Raw genomic sequence first — 6955 nt, 5'->3', positions numbered from 1 at the left:
TCCTTGCCGTTTTCTCTGTCGTACCCTTTACTTCACTAATATCAGAAAATTCATGTTTACTATCCCATCCATTCAGTCTTTCAAAGGGCTTTTCAAACTCAACAGCAAAATAAATACGCACATTCTCGGGGCCTCCCCATAAACGCCCGGTTGTGTTTACCGAACCATCAATACGCGTATTACTTATTTTTTTAACTCTTGCATCATTCATTGTTGCTTCGCCAACATAACCACCCAGATTGATCAGCACATTGGCTAAAGCATCTTTGGTATAAGTAAAACGATAAAAACTAATGCGGTCGGCAGCTGTTTGTTCAACCCAGGTATCATACTTCTCCAAATAAAGTCGTTGATAACCCGGTTGCACAATTTCTCCATCATGCGAAAAATCAGATTTCCATTCCTGTTCTCCCTTATTCGGGTTGACCTCGCCTGTGGTTGGCATGACCGTTATGCCAGACAGCATCCAACAGTGTATTTGCGGAAAACCTAATACCTCTGTAGAATTGTAATTGTAGCCACCACCATACTGATTTTTATTACGCGTTAAAGGTGCCGCGCTAATCATACCAAAAGGCTGGCTGCCGGTAACAAAATAAAAATAGCGTCCCCGGTTCGTTTCAATATAAGGATCCACCCACGAAACAGGATCAACAATCTGAGCAGGTGAAGGATACACCTCTATTTCTGATAAACCAATTGCAGCACCATCAGCATCCGTGGTTTCAAACCGCACCCAATCCACAGTTTGCTCTGGAAAACTCACTACTTTAGGCGCACCATTATTAGGTATTTGAACCACGGGCAGCCTATTACCATTACTAAATATCAGCACACCACCAGCATTATGAGAAGTACTGCTCACCCTATCGTATAAAATAATTTTATTGATACTTTGCGGCTGGCGCCATTTCAACTGTATCCAGGGATAATCAATTTGCCCCCAAAAAGTAACCGTACTTTTTGACACCCATTCACCTTTACCGTCAATCCTTATAATCCCGTCTACCACATGGACAGCATTTCCTTTCCCAGTTATTTCCGATGAAGCCGTTACGCTCGCATTATGAGCAATATTACCCGGCCCTGCGTAAACAAAGCCAGTACAAAACAGCAATAAGAAAACAATGAAGACTTTAGATATCGATGAGAAAGCAGCTGCCATTAATTTATTCATTTAATATTTACATCAACATGTACAAACATATGAACAAATATCAAATATGCAAACCAGAATCAAATAAAACTTCCTTCCCCGGTCTGCACCCAAAGAAAATATGTTTTCATGACCGAACATCAGAATCTGTAAGATTCAGAGAGGTCAGAAAACATATTTTTTACTTACGCAATCAAGAAGATCGCAGTTTCTTTAAAATACCCCTGGCCACATCATCAACATCAACCTCAGCATTCGAAATCACCGCCACGGCAATTTTCTTCTCTATATTAAAGATCAGAAAGCTTCTGCACCCACCAGTTCCCCCATTATGCCAGTAATATTTATCATCCTTTACTTGATATAAATGCCAGCCCAGGCCCACTACCGGACCCTTCGAAAAAGTGACCTGATGGCTTAAGCCAAAAGCATCAGATAAAGAAGAAAATTCACATTTTATGTTCGCTTTTGCATAAAGCAGCAAATCATTAACCGTAGAACGAAGACATCCACAAGCAGCCAGAGCATCAAAATCCCAGGGTTTTGTCTCATCACCATCGGCATCATAAACATCAACGAAACGACTTGATAACAAAGGTGTTAGGTACTGATAAGTACTGCTCATCTTTAATGGACCGGTAACCACATGCTGCACAAGCTGTTCATACGTTTTCCCAGATACCCTTTCCAAAATTAGCCCAAGTAAGCCCACAGCTTGATTTGAATACGCATACACTTCACCAGGAACAGATCTCAATTTACAGGTCTTAAGACTAGCAAAGAGCATCTTTTCATTGTAAGACTTATATGGATTAAGCCTATCCATTCCTCCATATTCAAAATTGGCAGGGAGAGAAGGCAACCCTGAAGTATGATTACTTAAGTTAATAATTTTGATTTTTTGAAGTTCAGGATTTGCAGATAGCGAATCTGGTAAATACTTGGTAACAGGATCGGTTAAACTAATTTTACCCTCATTAACATAATAAGCCAGTATACTTGCTGTAAAAGTTTTGGTAATTGATCCTATTTCAAAAATCGTATTGGCATCAGGAAGTTTACCCTTTCCCTTCTCTATTTCTCCATAGCCATAAGTCTGAACCACACCATTATTTAGAATTCCAATACTTAATCCCACAGTGTTTGACTTCTGGATGTACTGTCTGGCTACAGAATCTACCTGTCTGTCTAATACAGATTTTAAAATGTTAGAGGTAGCAACAGGTACCGGCTTATTAAAAATGATTGATTTAAACGGAGTAAAAGTGATAGAATTAAATTTATTCTCCTTATCGAGCGCAAAAGAAAGCACCAGTTTTCCAGATTCAAACATCAACTTATATCTGCTAATGGAATTATCTAAACCATCAAACGACGATTGTTTAATTCTCCCTAAAGGATATATTTCCTTATCAAAAAAAGCAGTCAGATTTTTTTCATTAACAACCTTTTTATACGCTTCACTCCCCAAAGCGTATATTAAACTTGTATTCCTTTGATCAATATATTTCTTTATCGCCAAAAAAACAGAATCACTTCTTTGTTGCTGATTGCTTTGTGCTTGTGTCTTGTATGAACTAAGGCTCAATAATAAAACAGATACCAGGAGACAGGTTAATTTAATACTTTTCATTAGTAACGAATTTATCAATAAGCATCAAGAAAACAAAAAATGAAAATGTCCTCCCGTATGATTTAATAATGATGTTTATTGCATCCCTGTAGCCAGATGATTGGGATTATCGGCTGTTATGGCCAATTCCTTAGGGATAACTAGTCATTTCATCGAATACAACACGAATCTAAGTCCTATCCATTACTTAGCTGTTAGCTATCTGTTGTAGGCCGGAAAAAACCAGGGATTTCTTTTTTATACGTTCCTATAACTCAAATTTTAAATTTCCTTTTATACCAATAGCTCAACATAAATACCAATGCAATGACGGATCCAAATACTGAAGGCAGAAATTGGCTGTATGGATGGTATTGGGGCAAAACTGTTCCTGTAAAAGCGGAAAGCAATGCGCTGAAAGCGCTCACCATCTTTAGAATATGTTCGTACATCCATATGTTTTGATAAGTTTTTTTTGCAAACAGGTATCTACCCAAATCATAAACAACAACCAACACCAGATAACCTACCGTACTGCAAACGATTACCGGCGACCAGATCATACCAATTGACCTGAAGTAATAAACAAAGAAGAAAACAGACAATATCGAAAGCAGAGCGGCTGCAACATCTAACAGTCTTGGTTTATTGGATCTGTTGCGCATCACCCTGAATCCGGAAAAGCCGAGATAACCACTAAGCACCGTGATCACCAGCAGAAAACTGTTCCGTTTAAAGATGAAAACCCCCAGCAGACCCGTCAAGATGACAATCGACAGAAGCCAGAGAAAAAGACACCCCAAAATACGGTGCTTTTTTCCGCCCTTTGCAGCAACAAGGATAAATACACCGATGAGCAAGGCAGAGGATCCCGCAAGAATGTGGATCAAGATGTTCATTTTGTGAAATAGAGAAAGGATATCCATAGCGTTTTTTAGGCAAAGGAGCACAACTGGCACAAAACATGCGCCCCATAATGTAGGATGGGACGCCTATTTTACATTTTTTTTTGCTTTTGATAGTCCAGTGGACTTAAGCCGGCCTGTTCTTTAAATATCCTGTTAAAGGCCGACTTCGATTTAAACCCGCATTCAAAGGCAATTCCAAGAATGGAAAGATGGGCAAAAGCCGGGTCAAGCAGTTTCACTTTCACTGCCTGTACACGATAGGCATTAACAAAGGTAAAAAAGTTACTCCCTGATCGCTGGTTGATCACCTGTGAGAGCTGGTTAGGGCTCACATTCAGCTGGGCAGCTAGGACAGGCAAACTAAGATCATCGGATAGATAAGGATGCTGTGTTTCCATATGATCAATCAGCGAACCATAGATTTCTTCTACAGCCCGTTCATCCAAGCCTGAATTTCTATAAGGAACAGTATCTCCGGCAGGTTCAGGTAGTATATTATTTTCTATTCCGATCAATACCGTGCCTTGCCTGATTCCGAGATAACCAATCAAAAATATATACCCGGAAAGCACTGCTCCAACGACACTGAATAAATCATCTGGTCCCAGGGCAGTTCTTCCAAAACGAATGAGCAGAAAAAGGCCTATAAAAAGTACCAGTATAGAAATGACCAGCCACTTGAGCCAGTTTAAGGTTATCTTTTCCGTATAGGAATATTGCGCAGAAAGGCTGCTCTGGTACCTGACCAGTGTGATTAATCCCCATATCGCATAGCCTCCAGGTATAATGGCCATAGGAATGGTAAAGACATACAGCACTAACTGAGGAACCATTTGGCCAAAATGCGGATATCCCTTCAGTACCTCGATCTCCTGGCCATAGTTAAATTTAAACCATATCGTAATGAACCAATAGACTACAACAGGCAGAAAATAGAGCAAAGCAAAGCCTATAGTTAAGTTTTTTCCAAAAGACAAACTCCTGATATACTGGTAAAGCATTGGCGCACTGAGCAGCGGGATAGAAAAGGCCAATACTCCAATAAAACCAGTGGCTACCGGAACCCCCGAAAAACCATCATAGTAGAACAGCAACTGAAGAGATACCAGGAGCAGCCAGAGCATCAGCCATTTATCCGCTAAGGGATTCCTTGTCTTCGATCCCAGCAGCAGGACCTGAAAAAAGCCTTGAATAAAACCCGTAAATAAGATAGCCCTGAGTAGCATTTAAAGATTCTATTTAATATTTATTTCAACGCAAAATTTAAACAAGAAACCCACTATCATGCTTATACCCGACTTAAGGATAAATCTCTGTTTGTTCGTTGATCTATCGCTATTCCTTCGGAAAACACCCCGTTCAATTGAACAATCCGCATTCTAAAGCCAAAGTTACAAAGATTTAATGTACCAGCAGGTACAAAATAGGTAGCAAAGAATTAGGCAACTTCAAATAATTTTGAATATACATCTGGTAGTGTCGAGGTCGTTAAAGCACAATGATTATTCTTTACCCCCTTTTATAAAAAAAAACAAAAATTAATTTCAAAATATCAAAAAAAAATTCTACGTTTACATCGAGAGCGTTAATTTAATGAAAGGGGCCAGTCGAAAGATTTGGTCCCTTTTTCTATTCAAGCGCTTAACTAATCACTGCTGTCTCCCCAATTCCAACCCCATACAAATTCCCCCGTATCCACCCTCCCTCTGCAATTTGCTATGAAAAATTCTCGTACGCTGCGGAAAGACCTCAGAGATCTGTCCGCTCCTTCAGCGGACCTGATATCGTTAGTCTTGAAGCAGCTGTACAGAATTTTTCAATAAAAATTTTTCAACAAATCCACTTCCCCACATTTACCCATAAAAAAACCTGGTCAGCAAATCTCGCCAACCAGGTTCAAAAAAAAACAATTAAAAAACTACCAGTAAATACCGTAAAGCGCAACCAGTAACCCAACAATAAGCAATGCGCCAACCGCAAAACCCGTAGTCGTTTTGAACATCTTCGCATCGATCTCCAAACCTTTGCTTTCGCCCCCAGGTTTAAACTGAAGCATACTAATAATATACATACCAATAACACAGAATACAAACACAAAACCCATTCTGTCAATAAATGGAATCTCAAAAACCCCAGAAGAATTCTTAACAGAGAAACCCATACCTGATAACCACGAAAGATCCGTCCATAGAGGTAAGAATTTCAACACCAAAGACAACATAAAACCACCAATCGTAGCAAAAAGTGCCGCATCAGAAGTCGTCTTTTTCCAGAAAAAACCTAAGATAAACATCGCAAAGATACCTGGAGAAACAAAACCCGTGTACTCCTGAATATATTGGAAACCACCCTTTTTGTCAATACCCAAATGCGGAGCAATTAAAACACCAAGAATCATAGCCACAATAATGGTCACCTTACCTGTAACCACCAGACTCTTCTCAGTAGCATCCGGTTTAATCACCTTCTTGTAAATATCCAAAGTAAAGATCGTCGCAATACTATTGGCCTTACCCGCCAAAGAAGCAACCACAGCAGCAGTAAGCGCCGCAAAAGATAAACCTTTCAAACCAGCAGGCAACAAGTTTAGTAACACCGGATAAGCCCGGTCAGGATTAACCGATCCACCCTGGACCATTTCCGATTGAAACGCACCATCCTTGTATAAAACATACGCGGCAATACCAGGTAAAACAACAATGATCGGCATCAACAACTTTAAGAAGGCCGCAAATAAAATACCCCCTCTGGCCGTTTTCAAATCAGCCCCCAAAGCACGCTGAGTGATGTACTGATTACAACCCCAGTAATTTAAGTTCACAATCCACATACCACCAATCAATACACTTAAACCCGGCAAATCAATGTAATTTTCATTTTCAGGCTTCAGGATCATATGGAAATGTTCCGATGCTTTTGTAGACATCAAATGATAACCTTCCAAAATTCCTTTCGTACCATAGTGATCGGAAACCAGGTTTAAAGCCAGATAAGTCGTAGCCAAACCACCCAGGATCAGGAAAAACACCTGGATAACATCTGTATAACCAATTACCTTCATTCCACCAAGGGTGATGATAATAGCAAATACAGCAATCGCATACATACAGAACTCCAGGCTAAAACCAGAAATACTGCTCACCGCCAAAGCACCCAGATATAAAATAGACGTTAAATTAACTACTACATACAACAACAGCCAGAAAACAGCCATAATCATGGCTACAGTACCGTTATAGCGCTGGCTAAGGAACTGAGGCATCGTCGATATCTTATTTT

At 39.8% G+C, this 6955-nt stretch carries 5 protein-coding genes; all 5 read right to left on the bottom strand.

Annotated elements, in window-relative coordinates; translation table 11 throughout:
* On the bottom strand, nucleotides 1-1177 hold a 1177-nt coding region (locus tag VNZ46_RS11195; RefSeq protein ID WP_422662178.1), incomplete at its 3' end, for a DUF7402 domain-containing protein.
* A 172-nt stretch (nucleotides 1178-1349) separates the two neighbouring features.
* Nucleotides 1350-2789 (bottom strand): serine hydrolase domain-containing protein, encoded by a 1440-nt coding sequence (locus tag VNZ46_RS11190; protein WP_325560243.1) that lies wholly within the window; start codon nucleotides 2787-2789, stop codon nucleotides 1350-1352.
* Between the two features lie 254 nt (nucleotides 2790-3043).
* On the bottom strand, nucleotides 3044-3667 hold the full coding sequence (locus VNZ46_RS11185; RefSeq protein ID WP_325560242.1) for a hypothetical protein: 624 nt from the start codon (nucleotides 3665-3667) through the stop codon (nucleotides 3044-3046).
* A gap of 98 nt (nucleotides 3668-3765) precedes the next feature.
* Nucleotides 3766-4902 carry a helix-turn-helix domain-containing protein gene (locus tag VNZ46_RS11180; protein WP_325560241.1) on the bottom strand — a complete coding sequence of 379 codons (1137 nt, stop codon included), beginning with the start codon at nucleotides 4900-4902 and terminating at the stop codon, nucleotides 3766-3768.
* Between the two features lie 692 nt (nucleotides 4903-5594).
* The coding region (locus VNZ46_RS11175) for a sodium:solute symporter family transporter (RefSeq protein WP_325560240.1) at nucleotides 5595-6955 on the bottom strand (1361 nt) is incomplete at its 5' end.

Source organism: Pedobacter sp. (assembly GCF_035566355.1).
In the GTDB taxonomy this organism is placed as follows: domain Bacteria; phylum Bacteroidota; class Bacteroidia; order Sphingobacteriales; family Sphingobacteriaceae; genus Pedobacter.
The sequence above is the reverse complement of the archived record's forward strand: the minus strand, read 5'-3'. Positions and strand labels throughout refer to the sequence as shown.

What these genes read in the sequence shown, in the direction of transcription:
- VNZ46_RS11190 (WP_325560243.1), bottom strand. Translation starts at nt 2,789, where the DNA reads ATGAAAAGTATTAAATTAACCTGTCTCCTGGTATCTGTTTTATTATTG.
- VNZ46_RS11185 (WP_325560242.1), bottom strand. Translation starts at nt 3,667, where the DNA reads ATGAACATCTTGATCCACATTCTTGCGGGATCCTCTGCCTTGCTCATC.
- VNZ46_RS11180 (WP_325560241.1), bottom strand. Translation starts at nt 4,902, where the DNA reads ATGCTACTCAGGGCTATCTTATTTACGGGTTTTATTCAAGGCTTTTTT.